At 71.8% G+C, this 22,313-nt stretch carries 23 protein-coding genes; 10 read left to right on the forward strand and 13 right to left on the reverse strand.

Features of this window, described 5'->3' with window-relative positions:
• Window positions 1-114: 114 nt before the first annotated feature.
• Window positions 115-945, reverse strand: a complete 831-nt coding sequence (locus tag AS594_RS27405) for an ArsR/SmtB family transcription factor (RefSeq protein ID WP_079148759.1) — start codon at window positions 943-945, stop codon at window positions 115-117.
• A 14-nt stretch (window positions 946-959) separates the two neighbouring features.
• Entirely contained in the window at window positions 960-1,646 is a 687-nt protein-coding gene (locus tag AS594_RS27410; RefSeq protein ID WP_069929516.1) for a TetR/AcrR family transcriptional regulator, read from the reverse strand.
• 71 nt (window positions 1,647-1,717) lie between these two features.
• On the opposite strand from AS594_RS27410, the gene AS594_RS27415 reads away from it, so the two are divergent.
• The 3 genes from AS594_RS27415 (at window position 1,718) to AS594_RS27425 (ending at window position 3,968) form a co-directional block, all read left to right on the forward strand.
• A complete protein-coding gene (locus tag AS594_RS27415) occupies window positions 1,718-2,869 on the forward strand; it encodes an acyl-CoA dehydrogenase family protein (RefSeq protein WP_069929517.1) in 1,152 nt (383 codons plus the stop codon).
• Window positions 2,870-2,967: 98 nt separating this feature from the next.
• On the forward strand, window positions 2,968-3,255 hold the full coding sequence (locus tag AS594_RS27420) for a YiaA/YiaB family inner membrane protein (RefSeq protein WP_069929518.1): 288 nt from the start codon (window positions 2,968-2,970) through the stop codon (window positions 3,253-3,255).
• 74 nt (window positions 3,256-3,329) lie between these two features.
• Complete coding sequence (locus AS594_RS27425; RefSeq protein WP_069929519.1) at window positions 3,330-3,968, forward strand: TetR/AcrR family transcriptional regulator; 639 nt, start codon at window positions 3,330-3,332, stop codon at window positions 3,966-3,968.
• Window positions 3,969-4,004: 36 nt separating this feature from the next.
• On the opposite strand, the gene AS594_RS27430 is transcribed toward AS594_RS27425, so the two are convergent.
• On the reverse strand, window positions 4,005-4,466 hold the full coding sequence (locus AS594_RS27430) for a MaoC family dehydratase (RefSeq protein ID WP_069929520.1): 462 nt from the start codon (window positions 4,464-4,466) through the stop codon (window positions 4,005-4,007).
• Between the two features lie 123 nt (window positions 4,467-4,589).
• Between AS594_RS27430 and soxR the strand changes: the two genes are divergently transcribed.
• Entirely contained in the window at window positions 4,590-5,081 is a 492-nt protein-coding gene (gene soxR, locus AS594_RS27435; RefSeq protein ID WP_069935460.1) for a redox-sensitive transcriptional activator SoxR, read from the forward strand.
• 91 nt (window positions 5,082-5,172) lie between these two features.
• Here soxR and AS594_RS27440 read toward each other — a convergent pair whose 3' ends face one another.
• Complete coding sequence (locus AS594_RS27440) at window positions 5,173-5,784, reverse strand: hypothetical protein (RefSeq protein ID WP_069929522.1); 612 nt, start codon at window positions 5,782-5,784, stop codon at window positions 5,173-5,175.
• A gap of 190 nt (window positions 5,785-5,974) precedes the next feature.
• Between AS594_RS27440 and AS594_RS27445 the strand changes: the two genes are divergently transcribed.
• On the forward strand, window positions 5,975-8,812 hold the full coding sequence (locus AS594_RS27445; protein WP_069935461.1) for a penicillin acylase family protein: 2,838 nt from the start codon (window positions 5,975-5,977) through the stop codon (window positions 8,810-8,812).
• Between the two features lie 97 nt (window positions 8,813-8,909).
• Here the strand turns inward: AS594_RS27445 and AS594_RS27450 are convergent, their stop codons facing one another.
• Complete coding sequence (locus AS594_RS27450) at window positions 8,910-10,160, reverse strand: exo-beta-N-acetylmuramidase NamZ family protein (protein ID WP_069935462.1); 1,251 nt, start codon at window positions 10,158-10,160, stop codon at window positions 8,910-8,912.
• A gap of 179 nt (window positions 10,161-10,339) precedes the next feature.
• Here AS594_RS27450 and AS594_RS27455 point away from each other — a divergent pair, with 179 nt between their 5' ends.
• The 3 genes from AS594_RS27455 to AS594_RS27465 are packed head-to-tail and all read left to right on the forward strand — an operon-like array spanning window position 10,340 to window position 13,415.
• Window positions 10,340-11,104: an SDR family oxidoreductase gene (locus AS594_RS27455; RefSeq protein ID WP_069935463.1), complete on the forward strand. Its 765-nt coding sequence runs from the start codon at window positions 10,340-10,342 to the stop codon at window positions 11,102-11,104.
• Window positions 11,101-12,780, forward strand: coding sequence for a class I adenylate-forming enzyme family protein (locus AS594_RS27460; RefSeq protein WP_069929526.1), 1,680 nt, complete (start codon window positions 11,101-11,103; stop codon window positions 12,778-12,780). The genes AS594_RS27455 and AS594_RS27460 overlap by 4 nt, the downstream gene beginning before the upstream one ends.
• A 41-nt stretch (window positions 12,781-12,821) precedes the next feature.
• Entirely contained in the window at window positions 12,822-13,415 is a 594-nt protein-coding gene (locus AS594_RS27465) for a TetR/AcrR family transcriptional regulator (protein WP_028815694.1), read from the forward strand.
• 128 nt (window positions 13,416-13,543) lie between these two features.
• Here the strand turns inward: AS594_RS27465 and AS594_RS27470 are convergent, their stop codons facing one another.
• The 7 genes from AS594_RS27470 to AS594_RS27500 all read right to left on the reverse strand — a co-directional run bounded on the left by AS594_RS27470 (window position 13,544) and on the right by AS594_RS27500 (window position 18,862).
• Window positions 13,544-14,764 (reverse strand): acyl-CoA dehydrogenase family protein, encoded by a 1,221-nt coding sequence (locus tag AS594_RS27470; RefSeq protein WP_069929527.1) that lies wholly within the window; start codon window positions 14,762-14,764, stop codon window positions 13,544-13,546.
• 8 nt (window positions 14,765-14,772) lie between these two features.
• Complete coding sequence (locus AS594_RS27475; RefSeq protein WP_069929528.1) at window positions 14,773-15,798, reverse strand: phosphotransferase family protein; 1,026 nt, start codon at window positions 15,796-15,798, stop codon at window positions 14,773-14,775.
• 129 nt (window positions 15,799-15,927) lie between these two features.
• Window positions 15,928-16,839: an MBL fold metallo-hydrolase gene (locus AS594_RS27480; RefSeq protein WP_069929529.1), complete on the reverse strand. Its 912-nt coding sequence runs from the start codon at window positions 16,837-16,839 to the stop codon at window positions 15,928-15,930.
• A 157-nt stretch (window positions 16,840-16,996) separates the two neighbouring features.
• Window positions 16,997-17,293, reverse strand: a complete 297-nt coding sequence (locus AS594_RS27485; protein WP_069930826.1) for a hypothetical protein — start codon at window positions 17,291-17,293, stop codon at window positions 16,997-16,999.
• Window positions 17,294-17,393: 100 nt separating this feature from the next.
• Entirely contained in the window at window positions 17,394-17,753 is a 360-nt protein-coding gene (locus AS594_RS27490) for a DUF202 domain-containing protein (RefSeq protein ID WP_069929530.1), read from the reverse strand.
• Complete coding sequence (locus AS594_RS27495) at window positions 17,750-18,148, reverse strand: YidH family protein (protein ID WP_069929531.1); 399 nt, start codon at window positions 18,146-18,148, stop codon at window positions 17,750-17,752. The genes AS594_RS27490 and AS594_RS27495 overlap by 4 nt, the downstream gene beginning before the upstream one ends.
• A 132-nt stretch (window positions 18,149-18,280) precedes the next feature.
• Window positions 18,281-18,862 (reverse strand): NUDIX domain-containing protein, encoded by a 582-nt coding sequence (locus AS594_RS27500; protein WP_069935993.1) that lies wholly within the window; start codon window positions 18,860-18,862, stop codon window positions 18,281-18,283.
• Window positions 18,863-18,978: 116 nt separating this feature from the next.
• Between AS594_RS27500 and AS594_RS27505 the strand changes: the two genes are divergently transcribed.
• Entirely contained in the window at window positions 18,979-20,634 is a 1,656-nt protein-coding gene (locus AS594_RS27505) for an FAD-binding dehydrogenase (RefSeq protein WP_069929532.1), read from the forward strand.
• A gap of 95 nt (window positions 20,635-20,729) precedes the next feature.
• On the opposite strand, the gene AS594_RS27510 is transcribed toward AS594_RS27505, so the two are convergent.
• Window positions 20,730-21,185 (reverse strand): ASCH domain-containing protein, encoded by a 456-nt coding sequence (locus AS594_RS27510; protein ID WP_069935464.1) that lies wholly within the window; start codon window positions 21,183-21,185, stop codon window positions 20,730-20,732.
• Window positions 21,186-21,353: 168 nt separating this feature from the next.
• Here AS594_RS27510 and AS594_RS27515 point away from each other — a divergent pair, with 168 nt between their 5' ends.
• Window positions 21,354-22,304 (forward strand): hypothetical protein, encoded by a 951-nt coding sequence (locus AS594_RS27515; protein ID WP_069935465.1) that lies wholly within the window; start codon window positions 21,354-21,356, stop codon window positions 22,302-22,304.
• Window positions 22,305-22,313: the final 9 nt, after the last annotated feature.

Below are 22,313 nucleotides of genomic sequence, written 5' to 3' on the forward strand. Positions count from 1 at the left end.
GACGTCACCACCACTTCAAGGCGCTGACGCTCAGATCGTGGCCGCGGGGACCGGGAAGTCATCGACACATCCGGACCAACGCCCTGCGACCGGCCCGGGACACTCCCGGACCGGTCACACCATACGAATCAACGACCCGCGAAGTACGGGACTAGAGGCCCAGCGCCCGCGTCTCGACATCCAGGACCTCCCGAGCGCCCGTGCCCCCTCCCGCGTCACCTTCACCGCCCGCTGCGAGCCGATGCGTACGCACCATCCCGCGTCCAGCGCGTGACGGCACAGCGCCGCCCCGGCCGTCCCCGCCAGGTGCGGCCGGCGCTCGGTCCAGTCGAGGCAGGAACGGACCAACGGGCGCCGACCCGTGTGCGCGAGGGAGATGCCCAGCGCGCCGAACCAGTCCAGCCCCGCTTCCGTGAGCGCGAACCCGGCGTCCTGGACCAGCAGACCCCGGACCGTCATCGCGTCCGCGATCACGACGGCGACCCGTCCGGCGAGGTGGTCGTAACACGTGCGGCCCCGCGCCATCGCGCTGCTCGCGCTCGCGGCCCGCAGCGAGCGCGGCGCGTCGCCCTGCCCGTCTCCCGGCAGTGCCACCCGCCCCGCGAGGTCCTCGACCAGGTGGGCGGCGGCCGGGTCCGCGAGACGGACGTACCGGTGCCTGCCCTGCCGCTCCTCGGTGAGCAGGCCGCCCGCGACCAGCTTGCCGAGGTGCTCGCTCGCGGTGGAAGCGGCCACCCCCGCGTGACGCGCCAGTTCACCGGCCGTCCAGGCCCGCCCGTCGAGCAGCGCCAGGCAGAAGGAGGCCCGCGTCTCGTCCGCGAGGAGCGTGGCCAGGGCGGCGAGCCGCCCGGCGGGGGACACGGACACGGTGGCCGCGGACCCGGGTGTCGCGGGGGCCGGAGACGCGGAAGCCACCGGGGACGCGGCGGAGTGTACGGAGTTCATGGTGTCAGGATGCGTCAGCGGCCCTTCGGCGTCCGCCGAACCGTCCCCGGCCGCTCCTTGGCGGGTGAGAGTTGCTCGTACTGCAACGCCAGACCCTCGATCAGCGCCCGCAGCCCCGTCTCGAACGCGCCCTCGTCGACCTTCTGCCGCCGCTCCGCGAGGAGATGCGCCTGGCCCAGGTGCGGATAGTCCTCCGGGTCGTACGCCGTCTCGTCGTCGACGAAGCCGCTCGCGAACGAGCCGAGCGCCGAGCCGGTGATGAAGTACCGCATCAGCGCGCCGATGTACGTCGCCTGGGCGGGCGGCCACCCGGCCCGGACCATCGCCCCGAACACGGCGTCGGCCACCCGCAGGCCGGCCGGGCGCCGGCCGGGGCCGCGGGCGAGCACCGGAACGATGTTGGGGTGCTCGGTGAGGGCCGCGCGGTAGGAGACGGCGTAATCGTGCAGCGCGGTCCGCCAGTCGCGGCCGTCCGCCGGGTCGAACATCGACAGATCGACCTTGGCGCTCACCCCGTCGGCGACCGCGTCGAGGATCTCGTCCTTGTTGCGGAAGTGGTTGTAGAGCGACGGTCCGCTGACCCCGAGCTCTGCCGCGAGCCGGCGCGTGGAGACGGCGCCGAGCCCTTCGGAGTCCACGAGCGCACTCGCCGCGCCGACGATGCGGTCACGGCTGAGGAGGGGCTTGCGCGGTCGGGCCATGCGGCACATAGTAGGCATGCCAGCCAGAAACTAGCAGTGCTAATTAACCGGGATACGAGTGGGGTGCCGGGATGAATCTGGAGCTCAGCGAGGAGCAGACCGCGGTGCGGCAGCTCGCCAAGGACTTCACCGACCGCGAGATCAGGCCGCACGTCGTCGAGTGGGACCGCGCCGAGAGCGTCGACCGCGCGATCGTGAAGAAGCTCGGCGGGCTCGGCTTCCTCGGCCTGACGATCCCCGAGGAGTACGGCGGCTCCGGCGGCGACCACCTCGCGTACTGCCTCGTCACCGAGGAACTCGGCCGCGGCGACTCGTCGGTGCGCGGCATCGTGTCCGTATCGCTCGGTCTGGCCGCCAAAACCATCGCGCACTGGGGGACCGAGGAGCAGAAACGGCAGTGGCTGCCCGGCCTCACCTCCGGTGAACTGGTCGGCTGCTTCGGGCTCACCGAGCCCGGTACCGGCTCCGACGCCGGGAACCTCACCACCCGCGCCGTGCGCGACGGCGACACCTACGTCGTCAACGGCTCCAAGATGTTCATCACCAACGGCACCTGGGCCGACGTCGTGCTGCTCTTCGCCCGCTCCACCGACGCCCCCGGCCACAAGGGCGTCTCCGCGTTCCTCGTCCCCACCGACACCCCCGGTCTCACCCGCCGCGAGATCCACGGCAAGCTCGGGCTGCGCGGACAGGCGACCGCCGAGCTGTTCCTGGAGGACGTACGCGTCCCCGCCTCCGCGATGATGGCGCCCGAGGGCAAGGGCTTCTCGGTCGCCATGTCGGCCCTCGCGAAGGGCCGCATGTCGGTCGCCGCCGGTTGTGTCGGCATAGCCCAGGCCGCCCTCGACGCGGCCGTCAAGTACGCCACCGAGCGTGAGCAGTTCGGCAGGACCATCGCGCACCACCAGCTCGTACAGGAGCTGATCACCGACATTTCGGTGGACGTCGACGCGGCCCGGCTGCTGACCTGGCGCGTCGCCGATCTGATCGACCGCGGCCGGCCCTTCGTCACCGAGGCGTCGACGGCGAAGCTCTTCGCGTCGGAGGCCGCCGTACGGGCCGCGAACAACGCCCTCCAGGTCTTCGGCGGATACGGCTACATCGACGAGTACCCGGCGGGCAAACTGCTGCGCGACGCCCGCGTGATGACGCTGTACGAAGGCACCAGCCAGATCCAGAAGCTCGTCATCGGCCGCGCCCTGACCGGAGTCTCGGCCTTCTGAACCAGGCGCGGGGGGCCGTCGGGCCGTCCGGCGCCTGAGTACCTGAGGTGAGTACGTGAGCGGATGTGACCCGCGCCGCTCCTGGCCATGCTGTCGTCATGAGCGACACACCGGTAAAGCAGCAGAACACGACGGCCTACTACGGGCAGGCGGTCGCCGCCTTCGTGGTGGCCCTGGGAGCGGTGACCCTCGGCATCCTGTACATGGACGCCGACCCGTGGGTGCGCGCCTTTCTCGGCATCGGCGTCCTGTACCTGGTGACCTCTGCCTTCACCCTCGCCAAGGTGATCAGGGACCGGCAGGAGGCCGGGCAGATCGTGAGCCGTGTCGACCAGGCCCGCCTGGAGAAGCTCCTCGCCGAGCACGACCCCTTCCAGAAGCTGTGAGTACCGGCAGGTTCTAAGCGCTTGCTCACCTTCGGGGTATGGTGTTCGTTCCTGTCGGACGGAAGGGGCGAGCCATGAGTGCGGCGGAGGAATCGGCCGAGCCACGCGACGACACGGCCACGCCGTGGGGTGAGGTCACCCCCGAGGCGGCCAGGAAGCTCCTGGTCGCCGCCGTCGAGGCGTTCGCGGAGCGCGGCTACCACGCGACCACGACCCGCGACATCGCGGGCCGCGCGGGGATGAGCCCGGCGGCGCTCTACATCCACTACAAGACGAAGGAAGAGCTGCTCCACCGGATCAGCCGCATCGGGCACGACAAGGCCCTGGAGATCCTCCAGGCCGCGTCGCAGGCCCCCGGCACGGCCGCCGAGCGGCTCGACGGCGCCGTACGCTCCTTCGTCCGCTGGCACGCGGAACGGCACACCACCGCGCGCGTCGTCCAGTACGAACTCGACGCGCTCAGCGACGAGCACCGGAGCGAGATCGTCGAGCTGCGCCGGCGCACCGACGCGGCCGTGCGCCGCATCTTGAACGACGGTGTGGAGGCGGGGGAGTTCGACGTCCCCGACGTCCCCGGCACCACGCTCGCGGTGCTGTCGCTGTGCATCGACGTGGCGCGGTGGTTCAACGCCCAGGGACGCAGGACGCCCGACGAGGTCGGCGAGCTGTACGCCGACCTCGTCCTCAGGATGGTCGCCGCGAAGAACCGGTAACGGCCCGCGGGCCGTAGCGGCGCGGGGGCGAGCGTCTCAGAAGTAGTAGCGGGACACCGACTCCGCGACACACGCCGGCTTGTCGCCGCCCTCGCGCTCCACCGTGACGACGGCCGTCACCTGTACGCCGCCGCCCGCCTCCGTCACGTCCTTGAGCACGGCGGTCGCCCGCAGGCGCGAGCCGACCGGCACGGTGGCCGGGAAGCGCACCTTGTTGGAGCCGTAGTTGATGCCCATCTTCATGCCCTCGACCCGCATGATCTGCGGGACGAGCGCCGGCAGCAGGGACAGGGTCAGATAGCCGTGCGCGATCGTCGTCCCGAACGGGCCCGCCGCGGCCTTCTCCGGATCCACGTGGATCCACTGGTGGTCACCGGTCGCCTCGGCGAACAGGTCGATCCGCTTCTGGTCGACCTCCAGCCACTCGCTGTACCCCATCTGCTCGCCGACCCCGGCGCGCAGTTCCTCGGCGGACGTGAAGATCCTCGGCTCTGCCATGTCCCGGCCCCTGCCTCTCGTACGGCTGCACCATCAAGCTCCGACCACTTGGGTGTCTAAGCGCTTGCTCAGCATGATTGGGCTCCCGGGTTCTGTCAACGGAGGCCCAGTAGGGTTCGGGGAGTGCCGCAGATACCAGAGAAGATCCACGAGCTCACGGTCGGCCAGCTGTCCGCGCGCAGCGGCGCCGCCGTGTCCGCCCTTCACTTCTACGAGTCCAAGGGCCTGATCTCCAGCCGCAGGACCGCGGGCAACCAGCGACGCTACGGCCGTGACGCCCTGCGTCGCGTCGCCTTCGTGCGCGCGGCCCAGCGCGTCGGCATCCCGCTCGCCACGATCAGGAACGCCCTGGCCGAACTTCCCGAGGAGCGCACGCCCAACCACGAGGACTGGGCGCGGCTTTCCGAGGCGTGGCGCTCCGAGCTGGACGAGCGCATCACGCAGCTCAGCCGGCTCCGCGACCACCTCACCGACTGCATCGGCTGCGGCTGTCTGTCGCTGGAGACGTGCGTACTGTCCAACCCCGACGACGTCATCGGGGAGCGCATGGCGGGCTCCCGGCTGCTCCCGGAGCGCCGGAACGGGCAGGGGGCCAGGGAGAAGCGGCGCGTCTGAGCCGCCCCCGGAGCCTCCGGACCACCCGGGGGGTCGCGGCACGGGCAACGCGCGGGCGCGGCGGCCGTACGGGCGCCGCGCCCCCGCGCGCTCACGCCACGGACGCCAGTTCCCTGCGCCGTATTCTCTTGGACTCCGCCAGCGCCTCGGGGGTCAGAACGGGCTGTGGCACCAGTATTCCGCAGCCCGTGCAGACCGGCCCGAACCACGGGTCGTGCGCCAGCCCCTGCCTCCAGACGATCCTGCTCTCCGCGCACACCGGGCAGGTCTCCCCGGGGTCGGACTCCAGGGCGGAGATCAGCCGGCGCAGTACGTCGCCGAGCGGTGCCACCGGATGGACGGCGGGATCGTCGCACCAGGCCACTCCGCACCCTCCCCAGGTGCGGCGGTGCCAGTCGTCGAAGGAGCCGGGGCGCCGCAGCCCGTCGTGCTTCTCGCGCTTGCGGCGGTGGGCGAACTCCACTTCGTAGGCGAGCCAGACGGCCCGCGCCTCCTCCAACTCGTCGAGCGCGGCCACCAGCCGCGCAGGATCGGGCGCCCTGTCCTCCGGTTCGATCCTGTGCCTCGAACACAGATGATCCCAGGTCGCCCGGTGCCCATAAGGGGCAAATCGCTCCAAGCATTTGCGCAGCGAATACCGCCGCAGTGCCAGGTCGCACCGCGGGTCGCGCACCTGTCTCGCAAGACTTCGGAAACCGGCCATTGCACTTGCCACCTCCGTCGCTGGTACTTCGGCGTCACAGAGTGGACGTACGGGTGCCCCATTCGGCTCCATCGAAAATCGAATGGACCTTATCAGTGGGGATTTCGAAAAGGTGACGCATGCTCACTTTCCGGCCGCACCGTACCGCCAGTAACCTCCGTCGCACCGTCCTCCCCCAAGGAGCCCACGCATGCGACGACGACGTACCGGTCCCGCACGGCACAGAACAGCCCTGTCGGCAGCGGTGATTGCCCTCGCCGCCGGCCTGCTGTCCCCCCTGCCCACGGCCACCGCCGACACCGCCCCCGACCAGGTCGCGAGCCCCGTCACCGACCACTGCCGGGGCCAGTGCGACGACATCCTGCCGCCCGGTCAGAACGGCAACGCCACCCTCGCCGAAATCCTCGCCCACCGCGTCCTCGGCACCCGTCCCGCGCACAGCTCCGACCAGATGGCGAAGTACGACGCCCTCGTCGCGGGCCACCAGGGCCTGACCGACGAAAAACTGACCGACTTCTTCAACGACGGCTCCTTCGGCGTCCCCGAGGGCCAGGCGGCCTCCGTGATCCGGCCCCGCGACGACGTCACCATCACCCGCGACAAGGCGACCGGCGTCCCGCACATCAAGGGCACCACCCGCTACGGGACCGAATTCGGCGCCGGTTACGCGGCGGGCCAGGACCGGCTCTGGCTCATGGACCTCTTCCGGCACATCGGCCGCGGCGAACTGACCTCCTTCGCGGGCGGCGCCCTCGCCAACCAGGGCCTGGAGCAGCAGTTCTGGCCGCAGGCCCCGTACACCGAGGAGGACTTCCAGGCCCAGGTCGAGCGGATACGGACGACCAAGGGCGAACGAGGCGAGCTGGCGATGGCCGACGCGCAGGCGTACGTCGACGGCATCAACTCCTACCGCGAGAAGGCCAAGAAGGGCCGGTACTTCCCCGGCGAGTACGTCCTCACCGGCAAGGTCGACGCGATCACCAACATCGGCGAGATCAAACCCTTCAAGGTCACCGACCTGATCGCGCTCGCCTCCGTCGTCGGCGGACTCTTCGGCGGGGGAGGCGGCGGCGAGGTCCAGGCCGCGCTGTCGCTGCTCGCCGCGCAGCAGAAGTACGGCGTCGCCGAGGGCACCGAGGTCTGGGAGTCCTTCCGCCAGCGCAACGACCCGGAAGCCGTCCTCACCGTCAACGACGGCACCCGCTTCCCGTACGCGGGCAAACCGGAGAACCCGCGCGGGACGGCCCTGCCCGACCGCGGCTCCGTGACCCCCGAGCAGCTCGTGTACGACCGCGAGGGCGCGGCGAAGGCCGGGCAGGCCGGCCGGAAGGACCCGGTCGACGCCCCGAAGCGGCTCAAGCCCCTCCAGGGCATGTACGACGACGGGGTGCTGCCCGGCGCCGACTTCACGAAGAAGCGGGGCATGTCGAACGCCCTGCTGGTCTCAGGCGAGCACACCGCGAGCGGAAACCCGGTCGCCGTCTTCGGCCCCCAGACCGGCTACTTCGCCCCCCAACTGCTCATGCTCCAGGAGCTCCAGGGACCCGGCATCAGCGCCCGGGGCGCGTCCTTCGCGGGCGTCGGCATGTACGTACAGCTCGGCCGGGGCCAGGACTACGCCTGGTCGGCCACCTCCGCCGGGCAGGACATCACGGACACGTACGCCGTGGAGCTGTGCGAGCCCGGCGGCGCCGCGCCCTCCAAGTCGTCCTCCCACTACCTCTTCCGGGGCGCCTGCACCCCCATGGAGAAGCTGGAGAAGCGCAACGCCTGGAAGCCGACCCTGGCCGACTCCACCGCGGCCGGCTCGTACCGGATGCAGGTCTGGCGCACGAAGTACGGCACGGTGACGCACCGCGCCACCGTCGGCGGCAAGCCCGTCGCGTACACCTCGCTGCGCTCGACCTACCGCCACGAGGCCGACTCGATCATCGGCTTCCAGATGTTCAACGACCCGTCGTACGTGCGGGACGCCGCGTCCTTCCAGAAGGCGGCCGAGAGCATCGACTACGCCTTCAACTGGTTCTACGCGGACTCGCGCACCGCCGCCTACTACAACAGCGGCATGAACCCGGTGCGCGCCGAAGGGGTCGACGCCTCGCTGCCGGTGAAGGCGGAGAAGGCGTACGAATGGCGGGACTTCGACCCGCTGTTCAACACGGCCGCCTACACCCGGCCCGCCGAGCACCCGCAGTCCACCGGCCAGGACTACTACATCTCCTGGAACAACAAGCAGGCCGAGGACTACACCGCGGCGGGCTTCGGCAACGGCTCGGTCCACCGGGGCGACCTCCTCGACGACCGCGTCGGGAAGCTCGTCGCGGACGGCGGCGTCACCCGCGCCTCCCTGACCCGGGCCATGGCCGAGGCGGCCGTCACGGACCTGCGCGGCGAGGACGTCCTGCCCGAACTCCTCAAGGTGCTGCGCTCGAAGCCCGTCACCGACCCCGACCTCGCCGGGGCGGTCCAGCAACTGGAGTCCTGGCGCGCGGCCGGGACCCAGCGCCGGGAGACGGCGCAGGGATCGCGGACCTACACGCATCCCGACGCGGTGCGGATCATGGACGCCTGGTGGCCGCTGCTCGTCGAGGCCGAGTTCAGGCCCGGACTCGGCGACGAGCTGTACCGCGAACTCACCAGGAGTCTCAGCACCGACGAGGCGCCGTCGGCCGGCCACGGCCCGACCGGGGCGCACGCCGGCTCCGCCTTCCAGTACGGCTGGTGGAGTTACGTCGACAAGGACCTCCGCAAGGTCCTGGGGCAGCGGGTCGAGGGCCCGCTGGCGAGGACGTACTGCGGCGGCGGCGAACTCTCCGCCTGCCGCGACACGCTCCTCGCCACCCTGAAGCAGGCCGTCGCGCGGCCCGCCACCGAGGTCTATCCGGGTGACGAGAGCTGCAAGGCCGGGGAGCAGTGGTGCGCCGATTCGATCGTGCACCGCGCGGTGGGCGGACTCACCCACCCGGCGATGCACTGGCAGAACCGCCCGACCTTCCAGATGGTGGCCGAGTACCCGTCGCACCGCTGAGGAGGAGGCGGACCGCACACCGTACGCACACCGGAGGAGCCGGCGAGGGCCCACCGCCACGGGCCGTCGCCGGCTGCCCTTCCGCCGCCGGTGAGCGTCAGCGGTACAGCAGGTACTCCCGCCGTACGGAACTGAACGCCGCCAGGTCGGACCGCCAGGCGCCGACCACCTCGTCCGTTCCCGCCCCCGCGTCGATCATCGTGCGGACGCGCGTGTTGCCCGTCAGCTTGTCGATCCAGTGGTCGGCCCGCCAGGCGAAGCCGCTCCAGCTCCTCTTCGCCGTGATCAGCAGGGCGATTCCGGTGCGCACCGGGTCGTACGCGTCCCGGTCGTGCACATGCAGCTGTACGCCGCCGACCGTCTTCCCCTGGAACTTCGAGAACACCGGTGCGAAGTACGCCTCCCGGAAGTGGACCCCCGGCAGCCCGGCCGCGTTCGCCGCCTCCGCCCACGCCCGGTCGACGCCCTCCGCGCCCAGCAGCTCGAACGGCCGCGTCGTGCCGCGCCCCTCCGACAGGTTCGTGCCCTCGAAGAGACACGTGCCGGAGTACACCAGCGCCGTGTCGGGCGTCGGCATGTTGGGGCTCGGCGGCACCCAGGGCAGGCCCGTCCGGTCGAAGAAGTCGCCGCGCCGCCAGCCCGACATCCTCACCGTCTCCAGCGCCACCGGCCGCGTCAGGAACTCGCCGTTGAAGAGCCGGGCCAGCTCGCAGACCGTCATCCCGTGCGCCTGTGCGATCGGCTCGCGCCCCACGAACGTCGCGAACGCCTTGTCGAGGACCGGGCCGAGTGCCGCCCGCCCCGTCACCGGGTTCGGCCGGTCGAGCACCACGAACCGCTTGCCGGCGAGCACGGCGGCCACCATGCAGTCGTACAGCGTCCAGATGTACGTGTAGAAGCGCGCGCCCGCGTCCTGGATGTCGAACACGATCGTGTCCACGCCCGACGCCGTGAAGATGTCGGCGAGCGGCTGCCCGCTCTTCACGTACGTGTCGTACACCGGCAGCCCGGTCGCCGGATCGTCGTAGCGCCCCTGCGAGCCGCCCGCCTGCGCGGTCCCGCGGAAGCCGTGCTCGGGTCCGAAGACGGCGACGAGATTCACCCGCTCGTCCGCGTGCATGACGTCGACGATGTGGCGTACGTCGGAGGTGACGCCCGTCGGATTGGTGACGACGCCGACCTTCTGGCCCGCGAGGAGCGCGTACCCGTCGGCGGCCAGCCGGTCGAAGCCGGTACGCACCCGGAACCGCCCGGGGCGCCCGGCCGCCGCCGAGGGCGTGGCGCCGAGTGCCCCGGCGGCCCCCGCCGCCCCCGTTGCGGCCAGCAATCCGCGTCTGGACAGGCTCATCCCCGTACCTCCGTGCTCGGCGCCGTCTGTCATGGCCACGCACGCTAGCGCGCGAGACCGCCGCGGGGAACGAGCCGGGCCGGGCGGGTCGGCGGCGACCGGCCCCTTCCGCTGCGGCATACCGACCGGTTAGTCTGCCGAAGTTGCCGTCGGGATCGGCAGGAGAGGCGGGCCTCAAGATGAGCCAGTTCCAGGACGCGGGAGTCGTCGTCACCGGCGCGGGAGGCGGCATCGGAGCCGCCCTCGCGCGCAGATTCGCCGCCGAGGGGGCACGCGTCGTCGTCAACGACCTCGACGCGCAGAAGATCAAGGCGATCGCCGACGAGACCGGCGCCACCGCCGTCGCGGGCGACGCCTCCGCCGTCGTCGACGAGGCCCGCGAAGCACTCGGCGGCCGGGTCGACGTGTACTGCGCCAACGCCGGCCTCGCCTCACCCGGCGACGCCTTCGCCGACGAGGCGGTCTGGGCCGCGGCCTGGGACGTCAACGTGATGGCCCACGTCAGGGCCGCCAGGGCGCTGCTGCCCGACTGGCTGGAGCGCGGCAGCGGCCGCTTCGTCTCCACCGTCTCGGCGGCCGGCCTGCTGACCATGGTCGGCGCCGCCCCGTACAGCGTCAGCAAGCACGGCGCGCTGGCCTTCGCGGAATGGCTCTCGCTGACCTACCGTCACCGCGGGGTCAAGGTGCACGCGATATGCCCGCAGGGTGTACGCACCGACATGCTGACCGCGGCGGGCTCGGCGGGCGAGCTGGTTCTCGCGCCCACCGCCATCGAGCCGGATGACGTCGCCGACGCGCTCTTCGACGGGATCGCCGCCGACCGCTTCCTGATCCTGCCGCACGCCGAGGTCGCCGGGTACTACCAGGCACGCGCCGGGGACCCCGACCGCTGGCTGACGAACATGAACCACCTTCAGCGGAAGTGGGAGGAAGCAGGCCGATGAGCGAGCCGACCAAGGACACCCCGACCGCGTCGCTCTACGCCGCCAAGCCCTGGCTCGCCCAGCTCACCGAAGCCCAGCGGGCGCCCGTGAACCCGCCGGCCACCCTGCTGCACGCCTTCGGCGACGCCGTGGCGCGCGCGCCCGGCCACACCGCGCTCGCCTACTTCGACGGCCGCCTCACCTACCGCGAGACCGACGGGCTGTCGGACTCCGTCGCCGGGCACCTGGCCGCCAAGGGCCTGCGGCACGGCGACCGCGTCGCGATCATGCTCCAGAACAGCCCGCACTTCGTCATCGCCCTGCTCGGTGCCTGGAAGGCCGGGGCCGTCGTCGTACCGCTCAACCCGATGTACAAGTCGGCCGAGGTGGCGCACGCGCTCGGGGACGCCGAGGCGACCGCGCTGATCTGCTCGGACCGCGCGTGGGAGGGGTACCTGCGCGAGACCGCCGCGGACTCGTCCGTACGCATCACCCTCACCGCCTGCGAACTCGACCTCCAGAGCCGCGACGACACCCGGGTCCTCAACTTCGAGCGGGCCGCTCCGGCTTCCGACGCGGACGACCTGCTGACCGTCGCCCGCCAGGGGCTCGCCGCCCCGGCGGACCGGGAGCTCACCGCCACCGACGTGGCGCTGATCAGCTACACCTCGGGCACCAGCGGCACGCCCAAGGGCGCCATGAACATGCACGGCGGGATCATGTACAACGCCGAGCGTCAGCGCACCGGCCATCCCATAGCGGAGGGATCGGCGTACTTCGCCCTGGCGCCCCTCTTCCACATCACCGGCATGGTCTGCGAACTGGCCGTCTGTGTCGCCAACGCCGGCACGCTCGTCCTCGCCTACCGCTTCCATCCCGGCGTCGTCCTCGACGCGTTCACCGAGCACCGCCCGGCCTACACCGTCGGCCCCTCCACCGCCTTCATGGCGCTGGCTGCGACCCCCGGTGTCACGCCGGAGCACTTCGCCTCCTTCGAGGTCATCTCCTCGGGCGGCGCGCCGGTGCCCCCGGCGCTGGTGGAGAAGTTCCGGGCGGGCTTCGGCCCGTACATCCGCAACGGCTACGGCCTGACCGAGTGCACCGCCCCCTGCGCGGCCGTGCCGCCCGAGAAGGAAGCCCCGGTCGACCCGGCCTCGGGAACCCTCTCCGTCGGTGTGCCCGGGCCGGACACGGTCGTGCGCGTCGTCGACGAGAACGGCGCGGACGTGCCCTTCGGCGCGCAGGGCGAGATCGCCGTCAGCGGCCCGCAGGTCGTGCCCGGCTACTGGCGCCGCCCCGAGGTGACCGCCGAGGCTTTCCCCGGCGGCGAGCTGCGCACCGGGGACATCGGTTTCATGGACGAGGGCGGCTGGCTGTACGTCGTCGACCGCAAGAAGGACATGATCAATGCGTCGGGCTTCAAGGTCTGGCCGCGCGAGGTCGAGGACGTCCTCTACACCCACCCGGCGGTGCGCGAGGCAGCCGTCGTCGGCATCCCCGACGCGTACCGCGGGGAGAGTGTGAAGGCGTACGTCAGCCTGCGTCCGGGCTCCGAGACCGCGCCGTCCGAAATCTCCGCTTACTGCGAGGAGCGGCTGGCGGCGTTCAAGTATCCGCGCGAAGTGGAGATCCTGCCCGAACTTCCCAAGACGGCGAGTGGGAAGATCCTCAGGCGGGAACTGCGTTCCCGTTCCTGAACCCTCAACCGGTTGTTTCGACGAAAGGCAGGTGGCGGCACATGGCCAGGACGACGGACGGAAGCGGCATCCCCGTCCCCCAGAGGCTGCTGGCCGCCGCCACCCGCCTGTTCGCCGAGCGCGGTTACGACCGCACCTCGGTGCAGGAGATCGTCGAGGCGGCCGGCGTCACCAAGGGCGCGCTCTACCACTACTTCGGCTCGAAGGACGACCTGCTGCACGAGGTGTACGCGCGGGTCCTGCGGCTCCAGCAGGAGCGGCTCGACGCGTTCGCGGACGCCGACGCGCCGGTCGAGCAGCGGCTGCGGGACGCGGCGGCGGACGTGGTCGTGACGACCATCGACAACCTCGACGACGCGTCGATCTTCTTCCGGTCGATGCACCATCTGAGTCCGGAGAAGGACAAGCAGGTGCGGGCGGAGCGGCGCCGGTACCACGAGCGGTTCCGGGCGCTGGTGGAGGAGGGGCAGAAGGCGGGCGTCTTCTCGACCGCCACCCCGGCCGATCTGGTGGTGGACTACCACTTCGGATCGGTGCACCACCTGTCGACGTGGTACCGCCCGGACGGGCCCCTGACGCCGCAGCAGGTCGCGGACCACCTGGCGGACCTGCTGCTGAGGGCGCTGCGGCCGTAGGCCGTGACGCGGCCCGCGGGCGGAGCCGCTGCGTGAGGCTTTCCCGACTCGCCCCGGTTCGTGAAGGGGGCGGGGTGGGGGGACTTACGCGCGGCGGCCCGCCCGCAGTCCCGCCCACCCCGGCCGGGTTACACGTACTTCTTCAGTTCCCGCCGCGCCAGCGACCGCTGGTGTACCTCGTCCGGCCCGTCCGCCAGCTTCAGCGTCCGCGCGCCCGCCCACAGCTCCGCCAGCGGGAAGTCCTGGCTAACGCCGCCCGCGCCGTGCAGCTGCACCGCCTTGTCGATGATGTCGACGACCGCCCGCGGCGTCGCGATCTTGATCGCCTGGATCTCCGTGTGCGCCCCGCGATTGCCCACGGTGTCCATGAGCCACGCCGTCTTGAGCACCAGCAGCCGCAGCTGCTCGACCGCCACCCGCGCGTCCGCGATCCAGGTGTGTACGACGCCCTGCTGGGCCAGCGGCTTGCCGAAGGCCGTACGCTCCACCGCCCGCCGGCACATCAGCTCGATCGCCCGCTCCGCCATGCCGATCAGCCGCATGCAGTGGTGGATCCGGCCCGGTCCCAGGCGGGCCTGCGCGATGGCGAAGCCGCTGCCCTCCTCGCCGACCAGGGCGGACGCGGGCACCCGCGCTCCGTCGAAGACGACCTCGGCGTGACCGCCGTGGGAGTGGTCCTCGTACCCGTACACCTGCATCGCGCGCCGGATCTCGACGCCGGGCGTGTCGCGCGGCACCAGGATCATCGACTGCTGGCGGCGGACGTCCGTACCGTCCGGGTCGGTCTTGCCCATCACGATGAAGATCTTGCAGTCCGGGTTCATCGCCCCGGAGATGTACCACTTGCGGCCCGTGACGACGTACTCGGAGCCGTCGGCCGACCGCTCGATCCGGGTCTCGATGTTCGTCGCGTCCGACGACGCCACCTCCGGCTCGGTCATCGCGAACGCCGACCGGATCTCGCCCGTGAGCAGCGGCTCCAGCCACTGCTTCTTCTGCTCGTCCGAGGCGAACTGCGCGAGCAGCTCCATGTTCCCGGTGTCCGGCGCCGCGCAGTTCAGCGCGGTCGGGGCCAGGTGCGGGCTGCGGCCGGTGATCTCGGCGAGCGGCGCGTACTGGAGGTTGGTCAGCCCGGCGCCGTACTCCGCGTCCGGCAGGAAGAGGTTCCACAGGCCCTGCCGGCGCGCCTCCGCCTTGAGGTCCTCCACGATCTGCGGGGTGTCCCAGGGCGAGGCGAGCCGCTCGCGCTGCTCGTGCGCGACCGCCTCGGCCGGGTACACGAACTCGTCCATGAAGGCGAGGAGCCTGGTGCGGAGCTCTTCGGTCCGTGCGTCGTATGCGAAATCCATGGTGGGTCTCAGCCTTCCTGGAGGGTGGTCAGGCCGTGCTCGATGAAGACGGGCACGAGGTCGCCGATCCGGTCGAAGCCGGCGCCGACGGTCTGCCCGAGCGTGTAGCGGTAGTGGATGCCCTCGAGGATCACGGCGAGCTTGAACCAGGCGAACGCCGTGTACCAGGCGATGGCGGAGGTGTCCCGGCCGGACCCGGCGGCGTACCGCTCGACGATCTCGCGGGCCGACGGGTGGCCCGGGGCGCCGGCCGTCGTGGAGACGGGGGAGTCGGGCAGTCCCAGCTCGGAGCTGTACATCACGAGCAGGCCGAGGTCGGTGAGAGGGTCGCCGAGGGTCGACATCTCCCAGTCGAGGATGGCGTTGATCCGGTCGTCGGGACCGCCGATCAGGACGTTGTCGAGCCGGTAGTCGCCGTGCACGACGGTGGGCGCGGGGGAGTCGGGCAGCGAGCGCCCGAGGGTGGCGTGCAGCTCGTCGATACCGGCCAGTTCGCGGTTGCGCGAGGCGTCGAGCTGCTTGCCCCAGCGGCGAAGCTGCCGGTCGAGGAAGCCCTCGGGGCGGCCGAAGTCACCGAGTCCGACCGCGCCGGGGTCCACCGCGTGCAGGGCCACGAGCGTGTCGACCAGGCCGAACACGGCGGCGCGGGTGCGCTCGGCGCCCAGCGCGGCGAGTTCGCCGGCCGTACGGTACGGAACGCCCTCGACGAACTCCATGACGTAGAACGGCGACCCGATGACCGACTCGTCCTCGCACAGCAGCAGCGGCGCGGGTACCGGCACATCGGTCGGGTGCAGCGCGCTGATCACCCGGTACTCGCGCTTCATGTCGTGCGCGGTGGCCAGTACGTGGCCGAGCGGCGGACGCCGCACCACCCACCGGGACGTGCCGTCCGTGACGGCGTACGTGAGGTTCGACCGGCCGCCCTCGATGAGCCGGGCGCTGAGCGGTCCGCTCACCAGCCCGGGCCGCTCGCGGTCGAGATGACCGCGCAGCTGCTCGGGGTCGAGACCTGGCGGGTGGACTGCGCTCATGGGGGCACCTCCGGGGGGCGGCCACGGTGGACACGGTGGACGCGGTGGACCAGCGGACAGGACGTCGTGACTCATCATGCCGACCAGTCGGTATGCCGTCCAGTGTGCCGACGTACCCCGAGACGCGGATCACGCGTGGCAGGCGACCGCTTTCCCGCCGTTCATGGCCGCCATGTCGCCGAACGCGGCCACCAGATCGAGCGGCGCACCCTCCGGCAGGCCGTCCAGTTCGGCGTACGCGCGATGCAGATTGGCGACGAGCCGCTCGCTCTCGCGCAGGCCGCCGAAGGGCCCGGGTCCGGCCTCTCGGGCGGTCTCCAGCGGCGTACGGCCCTTGGCGTGCCCCGCCTCGGCGAGTTCGGCGACGTACCGCAGGTAGCGCTCGGTCGCGTCGTACGCCGACGGGTCGGTGACGGGGCCGTGGCCGGGGACGACGGTGTCCGCGCCGAGGGAGCGCAGCACCCCGAGGGCACGCAGGGACCCGCTCAGCGACCCCATGAGGACGAAGGGGGTGCCGCCCTGGAACACCAGGTCGCCGGTGAAGACGATGCCGTGCTCCGGCAGGTGGACGATCGAGTCCCCCGTGGTGTGCGCGATGCCGGGGTGGATCAGCCGCACCTCGGTCCCGCCGGCCCGGACGGTGAGCCGGTCGCTGTAGGTGAGGGTGGGGGCGGTGACCGTGATGTCGCCGAAGTCGTTGTCCGGCCACACCAGGTGCAGCTGGAGCCCGGCGGCGAGCACTTCGGTGCGGCAGGTGTCGTGTCCGGCGACCGTGGCGCCGGGAGCGAAGACGCCGTTGCCGTAGGTGTGGTCGCCGTGGTGGTGGGTGTTGACGACGGTACGGGGGAGCGGTGCGCCGGTCGCCAGGAGCGCTTCGCGCAGCGCGAGCGCGCGGCGCTCGGTGGCGGCGGTGTCGACGAGCAGGGTCGACGAACCGTCGCTGACGAACCCGGCGTTGTTCAGGCACCACCCGCCGTCCGGCTGGATGTACGCGTGCACGCCGGGCGCGAGCTGAACGGTGTACGGATCAGTGGCAGGCACTGGGGTTCCCCCGTGGGCAGGTGGCCGAACTGGTCGGTCAGAGCCTGCCAGTTGAGTGCCGCCCGGGGGAAGGGAGGTCCTGCGCCGTCCGAAAGCGTGCGAAACCGTCCGGAGACGTCCGGAACGGCCCGTAACGGTCCGGCTTTCCGCGCTCCGCTCAGTGATCGTCCCAGTGGCCGTCGTGCGCGGCGTGGCGGTGCCCGTCGTGGACGTAGTCGAGGTGATCGCCGTGCGTGACGGCGCTGTGCCCGCAGTCCCGGCCGTGCTCATGGGAGTGACTGCTGTGCGGGATGTGATCCGTCGACTCGCACTCGTCCCAGTGCCCGGAGTGCGCGCGGTGCATGTGCCCGTTGTGCGCGTAGTCGGTGTGGTCGCCGTGCGGCACCGCGGCGTGGCCGCAGTCCGGACCGTGCGTGTGCTCGTGGGTCGTGTGCTCCTGGTGGAGTGTGGCCATGACGTTCACCTCTGCTGCGGTTCAGGATGGGTCGTCACCCTCTCCAGGTTAGTCCGAAATGCCCACTTAATTGGTGTTCCGGCCCTGCGGCGCGCGCCTCTCAGAGGACGATCGCCACGGCGAAGCAGGCCAATGCGACCGTGCAGGCCGTCGCCGTCAGCGCGGCCCGCAGCGGCATGGCCGCCGGCCGCGCCGAGCTGCCGACGGCCTGGATACGGCGGTGGGCGACGCGCAGGAAGCCCAGCCACACGAACACACAGAGCGCGGCGGCGACCACCCCGGCCACACCGATCTCGTCGTGGACCGCCTGTTTCGCCGCCAGTACGGCCACGACCGTGCACGCCAGCGTCGTCCTGCGCCAGGCGAGCCGCGTCCGCTCGGGCTGAAGACCGGGATCCCTGGCGGGGACACGGCCGGGAACGGACCCGCGTCCGGAACCGGCGGCGGACGGGCCGGTCAACCGCCGCCCTCCCAGCCGAAGAGGACGACCACCACCATGAGGACGGCGACGACCGCCACCACGAGGCTCAGTACGGTCGGGAACCGGGTGACCGGGAGGTCCTCGCCGCGCCGCATCGCCCGTTCGCAGCGCACCCAGTGGTTGACGGCCCTAAGCGCGCACAGCACACCGGCCGCCAGCAGCCCGAGCGCCATACCGGCGCGCACTCCCCAGGCCAGTTCCGGCAGGAACTGGTCGACCGCGAAGCCGCCGCCGATGAGAGCCAGCGCGGTACGGATCCAGGCGAGGAAGGTGCGCTCATTGGCCAGTGAGAAGCGGTAGTCGGGGGTCTCGCCCTCTTCCCGGACGCGCTGCGGCGCGAACCACAGCCGCAGACTCCGCACGAACTCCGTCACCCGCCGCACCCTACCCGGCGGACTGCCGGCGGCTCCGCCAACGCCGCGGTGCCGGCCGCTTCCCGCGCCGGAGCCCGCGGCGCGGGCACAGTCCCGGCGGGCGCGCCGGCGGTGAGACCGGGGAGGCCGTGATCAGGCCGGCCCCGGATGCGAGGACCCGGGTCCCGCGAGCGCGCGCAGGCGCTCCCAGGCCGCGAGACCGTCCGGCACCCACTCCCACGCGCCCTCCGCGATCCGCCGCTCCAGCTCCGCGCGGGTCAGGAAGGCGTGCCACGCGACCTCCTCGGCCTGCGGGGCGACCGGCGGCTCGCACCGCACCTCGTAGACGTACGACCACCAGGCCCCCGCCCCGTCGGCGCTCTCGTACAGGAACTTGAACAGGGGTACGGGCGAGGGCAGGCCACTGACCCCCAGCTCCTCCTCGGCCTCCCGCAGGGCCGCCTCGTCGTAGGACTCGCCCGCGCCGACGACGCCGCCCACGAACATGTCGTACATCGAGGGGAAGACCAGTTTCACCGGCGTCCTCCGGTGCACGAAGTACCGGCCCTCGCCGTCCCGCGCCAGGACGAACACGCAGCGATGGCGCAGGCCACGGGCGTACACCTCGCCGCGCGGGGCCTGCCCGACCACCTCGTCGTTCTCGTCGACGACGTCCAGGATCTCGTCGGCGGGAGCCGGCCACGTCTCAGGGGGCCCGGGGTTCGCAGGAGTCATACCGGCCATCAAACCTCACGGCCACGTACCGGTTGACGCCCCGCCCCACGTCTGCCGAAGATCTGACGCACGGGTAACTTCTCGCCTCCACTTCGCCCCGGCAAGGACGGAAACACATGGCGTACGACGCTGACGTGATCGTGATCGGGGCGGGCCTCGCGGGCCTGGCGGCCACCGCCGAACTCGTCGACGCGGGCCGCAAGGTGATCCTGCTGGACCAGGAACCCGAACAGTCCATCGGCGGCCAGGCGCACTGGTCCTTCGGCGGGCTCTTCTTCGTCGACTCGCCCGAGCAGCGCCGCATGCGGATCAAGGACAGCCGCGAACTGGCCCTCCAGGACTGGCAGGGGACGGCCGGCTTCGACCGCGACGAGGACCACTGGCCGCGCGCATGGGCCGAGGCGTACGTCGACTTCGCGGCCGGCGAGAAGCGCGCGTGGCTGCACGGGCAGGGCGTGCGGTTCTTCCCGGTCGTGGGCTGGGCCGAGCGCGGCGGCTACGACGCCACCGGGCACGGCAACTCCGTACCCCGTTTCCACATCACCTGGGGCACCGGACCCGGCCTCGTCGCCCCCTTCGAGCGCCGCGTCCGCGAAGGGGTCGCGCGCGGCCTGGTCCGGCTGAAGTTCCGGCACCGCGTCACCGGCCTCGCGCGCAGCGCCGGGTCCGTGGACACCGTCACCGGCGAGATCCTGGAGCCGTCGGGGACCGGGCGCGGAGAGGCGAGCAGCCGGGAGGTGACGGGCTCCTTCGAACTCAGGGCCCAGGCGGTGATCGTCACCTCGGGAGGCATCGGCGGCAACCACGATCTCGTCCGTGCCAACTGGCCCGAGCGGCTCGGCACCCCGCCCGCGTCGATGCTCTCCGGCGTACCCGCACACGTCGACGGTCTGATGCTCGGCGTCACCGAGGCGGCCGGCGGGCGCGTGATCAACCGCGACCGGATGTGGCACTACACCGAGGGCATCCAGAACTGGAACCCGATCTGGGCCAAGCACGGCATCCGCATCCTGCCCGGTCCCTCGTCCCTGTGGTTCGACGCCAGGGGCGAGCGGCTGCCGGTGCCGCTCTTCCCCGGGTTCGACACGCTGGGGACGCTCGAGCACATCATGAAGACCGGGTACGACTACACGTGGTTCGTCCTGGACCAGCGGATCATCGGCAAGGAGTTCGCCCTGTCGGGCTCGGAACAGAACCCGGACCTGACGGGCAAGTCCGTCCGCGACGTCATCGGCCGTGCGCGGGCCGACGTGCCCGGCCCGGTGAAGGCGTTCATGGACAAGGGCGCGGACTTCGTGGTCGAGAAGGATCTGGCGTCGCTGGTCCGCGGGATGAACGCGCTCACGAAGGAGCCGCTGATCGACGAGGCGCGGCTGCGCCGCGAAATCACCGCCCGGGACCGGGAGATCGCCAACACCTTCACCAAGGACCTCCAGGTCATGGCGATCCGCGGCGCGCGCAACTACCTGGGCGACAAGCTGATCCGTACGGCCGCGCCGCACCGCATCCTCGACCCCGCGGCGGGGCCGCTCATCGCCGTACGCCTGCACATCCTCACCCGGAAGTCGCTCGGCGGCCTGGAGACCGACCTCTCCTCGCGGGTGCTCACGGAGGGCGGCGGTGTGCTGCCTGGTGTGTACGCGGCGGGGGAGGCGGCGGGGTTCGGTGGCGGCGGCGTTCACGGCTACCGCTCCCTGGAGGGCACTTTCCTCGGCGGCTGCCTCTTCTCCGGCCGTACGGCGGGACGCGCGGCGGCGCGGGCGGTGGCCTGAGGGGCGGCGGGCGGTCGCGTGGCCGGTGGGGCGGCAGGCGGTCGCGTGGCCGGTGGCGCGCGCGGCGCCCCTGTCACCCGTCGTGGCGGTGGCGTCTACGCGGGCGACTGCGACGGCACGGCGGCGCCGTCCGGCCGCTCGACCACCCGGAAGCGTTCCGCGACAATCATCGTCGTGTCGTCGACCGTGAACCCCGGGTCGTCCAGCGCCTCCCGCATCTCCTCGCTGTGCCAGAACCTCTCGTGCCCCGCGCGCCACTCGGCCACCGAGGTGTAGCCCTCGCCCTCGTCCAGCGCGTGCTGGAGGTCCACGTCGCCGAGCGCCAGCACCCGGACCTCGGTCAGTTCGATCACCGCCACCTCGCGCCCGTCGGAGTCGATCACCACGGACCGCTCGCCGACCGGAGGCAGTTCCTCCTTCTCCGCCTCGTACTCGGCGAGAAGACCTGTGGTCGAGACCTTCTCGCCCGACAGCACGGCGGCGACCAGCCGGTCCCGCAGCGGTCCGGGAAAGGCCAGCAGACACGGCGGCAGCGATGGGTATCGAGACATGGGGACCAGCCTAGGCCCCGGGAGAAACCGGTCTCCGCAGGTCGGTGCCCTTTCAACTACGCCATGTCGGCGCAAAGTTGGTTTAGACCGCCCTTGACGTGGACTACCCCCTACCGCTTTGCTGTGCGTGATCAAACGCTCGCACACTGCGCCGTGGAGGACCCGCGGATGCCCCCACCTCCGCCATCCCTCGGCCGCTCGCGCCGCCGTACCGACCCCTCGTTCGACGCCGCTCTCGACGACGCCGAACTCGTCACCGTACGCGGCCAGCTGGCCCAGGGGCGCTGGACCAGGGCCCGCTCCCTGCTCGCCGCGACCGGCGACGACTGGGACCGCCGGGGACACCGTCTCGTCGTACTCGCCGAGGCCAACGGCGCCGCCGCCTGGGCCGGGGACTGGCTGCTCGCCGAACCCGAGAGCGCCGACGCCGTCACCCTCATCGCATGCGCCACCGTCCTCGGCGCGCTGCGCGGCAAGGAGCCGGAGGACCGCGCGCGCGAGGCATGCCGCCGCGCCGCCGAGCAGTCGCCGGCCGACCCGACCCCGTGGCTCGCCCTGCTGCTCCTGGCCCGGTCCCTCGGTACGGAGGAAGAGGTCACGCAGCTCTTCGACCAGGTGCGGCTGCGCCACCCGGAGCACCATCACGCCCACCACCTGATGGCCGCCCGCCTCGCCGAACGGCGGCCCGACATAGGGAGCGACCCGCTCCACGAGGTGTACGACTTCGCCGCCTGGGCCGCCGAACAGGCTCCCGCCGACTCCCCGCTCGCCGTACTCCCCGTGGTGGCCCACGCCGAGCGGTACCGTGCCCTCGCTCTCGCGGGCAAGGTGCCGGACGACCCGGCACTGTCCGGCCACTGGACCGGCCGGCGCGCCCGCCAGGTGATGAAGACGGCGTTCGACTGGTGGCTGGAGTGGGAGCACGAAGGGCACCCGCGCCGTCTGGTCGACCTCAACTACCTGGCCCACGCGAAGCTATGCGAAGGGCGCCCCGCCGAGGCGGCCGCGCTCCTCAACCGCGTCGGGCCGCACGCTACCGAGGCCCCGTGGTCCTACCCCCACAGGGACCCGCTCCGCGCCTTCCGCGCCGCGCGCAGCGCCGCGCTCGGGCTCGCATGACGCCGCGGC

This window comes from Streptomyces agglomeratus (assembly GCF_001746415.1).
Lineage (GTDB): Bacteria > Actinomycetota > Actinomycetes > Streptomycetales > Streptomycetaceae > Streptomyces > Streptomyces agglomeratus.

Bases quoted from the DNA above. Each gene is read 5' to 3' on its own strand.
- AS594_RS27405 (WP_079148759.1), bottom strand. From the start codon at position 945: ATGAACTCCGTACACTCCGCCGCGTCCCCGGTGGCTTCCGCGTCTCCG.
- AS594_RS27410 (WP_069929516.1), bottom strand. From the start codon at position 1,646: ATGGCCCGACCGCGCAAGCCCCTCCTCAGCCGTGACCGCATCGTCGGC.
- AS594_RS27415 (WP_069929517.1), top strand. From the start codon at position 1,718: ATGAATCTGGAGCTCAGCGAGGAGCAGACCGCGGTGCGGCAGCTCGCC.
- AS594_RS27420 (WP_069929518.1), top strand. From the start codon at position 2,968: ATGAGCGACACACCGGTAAAGCAGCAGAACACGACGGCCTACTACGGG.
- AS594_RS27425 (WP_069929519.1), top strand. From the start codon at position 3,330: ATGAGTGCGGCGGAGGAATCGGCCGAGCCACGCGACGACACGGCCACG.
- AS594_RS27430 (WP_069929520.1), bottom strand. From the start codon at position 4,466: ATGGCAGAGCCGAGGATCTTCACGTCCGCCGAGGAACTGCGCGCCGGG.
- AS594_RS27440 (WP_069929522.1), bottom strand. From the start codon at position 5,784: ATGGCCGGTTTCCGAAGTCTTGCGAGACAGGTGCGCGACCCGCGGTGC.
- AS594_RS27445 (WP_069935461.1), top strand. From the start codon at position 5,975: ATGCGACGACGACGTACCGGTCCCGCACGGCACAGAACAGCCCTGTCG.
- AS594_RS27450 (WP_069935462.1), bottom strand. From the start codon at position 10,160: ATGAGCCTGTCCAGACGCGGATTGCTGGCCGCAACGGGGGCGGCGGGG.
- AS594_RS27455 (WP_069935463.1), top strand. From the start codon at position 10,340: ATGAGCCAGTTCCAGGACGCGGGAGTCGTCGTCACCGGCGCGGGAGGC.
- AS594_RS27460 (WP_069929526.1), top strand. From the start codon at position 11,101: ATGAGCGAGCCGACCAAGGACACCCCGACCGCGTCGCTCTACGCCGCC.
- AS594_RS27465 (WP_028815694.1), top strand. From the start codon at position 12,822: ATGGCCAGGACGACGGACGGAAGCGGCATCCCCGTCCCCCAGAGGCTG.
- AS594_RS27470 (WP_069929527.1), bottom strand. From the start codon at position 14,764: ATGGATTTCGCATACGACGCACGGACCGAAGAGCTCCGCACCAGGCTC.
- AS594_RS27475 (WP_069929528.1), bottom strand. From the start codon at position 15,798: ATGAGCGCAGTCCACCCGCCAGGTCTCGACCCCGAGCAGCTGCGCGGT.
- AS594_RS27485 (WP_069930826.1), bottom strand. From the start codon at position 17,293: ATGGCCACACTCCACCAGGAGCACACGACCCACGAGCACACGCACGGT.
- AS594_RS27500 (WP_069935993.1), bottom strand. From the start codon at position 18,862: ATGACTCCTGCGAACCCCGGGCCCCCTGAGACGTGGCCGGCTCCCGCC.
- AS594_RS27505 (WP_069929532.1), top strand. From the start codon at position 18,979: ATGGCGTACGACGCTGACGTGATCGTGATCGGGGCGGGCCTCGCGGGC.
- AS594_RS27510 (WP_069935464.1), bottom strand. From the start codon at position 21,185: ATGTCTCGATACCCATCGCTGCCGCCGTGTCTGCTGGCCTTTCCCGGA.
- AS594_RS27515 (WP_069935465.1), top strand. From the start codon at position 21,354: ATGCCCCCACCTCCGCCATCCCTCGGCCGCTCGCGCCGCCGTACCGAC.